The following is a 1875-nucleotide window of genomic DNA, read 5'->3' on the forward strand; positions in this document are numbered from 1 at the left end:
AGGCAGAGACACTAGTGTCCCTGCCTTTTATAGTCTATGCAAATAAGCAAAAATTTATAAGAGTTACCTCAAGGCTATAGCTCTAAAGGTATTCCCTTTATTTTAAATCGTTTCTTTATAGACTACGTACCACTCTTCTTCTTTTTGTAGAATGTTGGTGCCTACCCAGCCTGCTTTAAGTAGCTTTTGCTGTCCCTCTATGTCAGACATTTTTATATTCATCTGATTTTCACCAAATACAATATAGTCATTTTCGTCGAGCCTCTTGTAAAATATGTAACGTAGCATATTGTCATACTTACGTTTCAACGCTTTAATAACCATTCCTTGACTAAGCTTGTCCTTCAAGCTAGCAAAGTTAAATGGAGCTACTGTCGCACAAATGTAGATGTACGGAGAATCCTGCAGGAGCTCCATTACTAGATCTGCTAGTTTTCTTTGAAGACCGTAGCCTCGATATTCTGGATGGACATTTGTAATTTCCTGATAAACCACATCACCTAATTCTGCTTCGGAAAGACCGATATCATATCCTAGATGATGCTCATCCATTACCGGGATTGCAAGGGTACGAAACGCAATTAGCTCCTCACCAGCAAATACCCCCACCATTAATCGATGTTTAAGAGAGTCTTCAAATTCCTCTTTTGTCAGAGGCTGTAAAAACTCTTTGTTCTCTAAGTGTTGAAGAACAACGCTCTGTAACGCTAAAATTTGTTCCATGTTGCTCGTTGTTAATTCTCTAGCTGGATAATCTTTTTCCCCTAGACTGACAGTCCATTCTTTCATTGACACACTTCCTCTTACTTCATGACTTTTACGGAGAACTCGGTTAACTCTTTTAACATATTTTCATCCACATCAATTCCTAAACCTGGGCGCTCATTAAGTTTAATAAATGGGACATCATAGCGTAAATTTCCAACGTCCTTCGAGAATTTAAGTGGGCCGGTCAATTCGACACTCGTAAATACTTTTTTAGAAAATGCTACATGAAAACCTGCTGCTGAACCAATGGAAGACTCCACCATTGAGCCAATCTGGCATTCAAGTCCAGCCATTTCTGCCATATGAGCGAGCTTCATAGCAGGATATATACCGCCACATTTCATCAGCTTGATATTCACCTTATGCGCGGCTTGTTTTTCTATTAATTCACGCATGTCTCGTATTCCTCTCAACCCTTCATCCATCATGAGGGGAGTACTAGTTTTTGCCTTGACCTCCACCATGCCATTGAAGTCATCTGCCATAACAGGCTGCTCTAGCCAATCTAATCCTATATGCTCCAGCTGACGCATGGCAGAAATCGTGTTGGCACTGTTCTTCCATCCCTGGTTTACGTCCACTCGGATAGCAATCCCATTACCCACTTTTTCTCTAACGGCTTGGATTCGTTGTACATCAGAAGGCACTTCTGTTCCTACCTTCATTTTAAACGAAGTATAGCCCTCTTTGATACGTTTTTCTGCTTCCTCTGCCATAGACTCTGGTGATCCTATGCTAAGTACATGAGTAACCGGAAACTTTTCGTGATAACGCCCACCTAACAATTGGTATACAGGTACGCCTAGTTTTTTACCAACTACATCGTAACAAGCAATATCTAAGGCTGCTTTAGCTGCTGGAGCTTGATAGACTGCCTTATCCATTTTTTCATGCAGTCGCTCAAATTCCATTGGATTTTCTCCAATCAACGCCGGTGCTAATGTATTTTTCAGCATCGCATAAGTGCTCTCCCACGTTTCCCCTGTCACATGCTCGTCAGCTACTGCCTCCCCATACCCAATGAAACCATCTTCTGTTGTTAGCTTAACTATGATCGAAGGCATATCCTCGTATGTATGATAGCTGATGATAAATGGGTCAATTAAT

General features: G+C 41.1%; 2 protein-coding genes. Both read right to left on the reverse strand.

The annotated features are described in order from the left end of the window. Window positions 1-102: 102 nt before the first annotated feature. On the reverse strand, window positions 103-789 hold the full coding sequence (locus AC06OU_RS05175) for an N-acetyltransferase (RefSeq protein WP_475854418.1): 687 nt from the start codon (window positions 787-789) through the stop codon (window positions 103-105). A gap of 14 nt (window positions 790-803) precedes the next feature. Further along, window positions 804-1875: mandelate racemase/muconate lactonizing enzyme family protein (locus tag AC06OU_RS05180; RefSeq protein ID WP_475854419.1), on the reverse strand; the 1072-nt coding region annotated here is incomplete at its 5' end.

The sequence above is a fragment of the Psychrobacillus sp. genome (assembly GCF_056205495.1).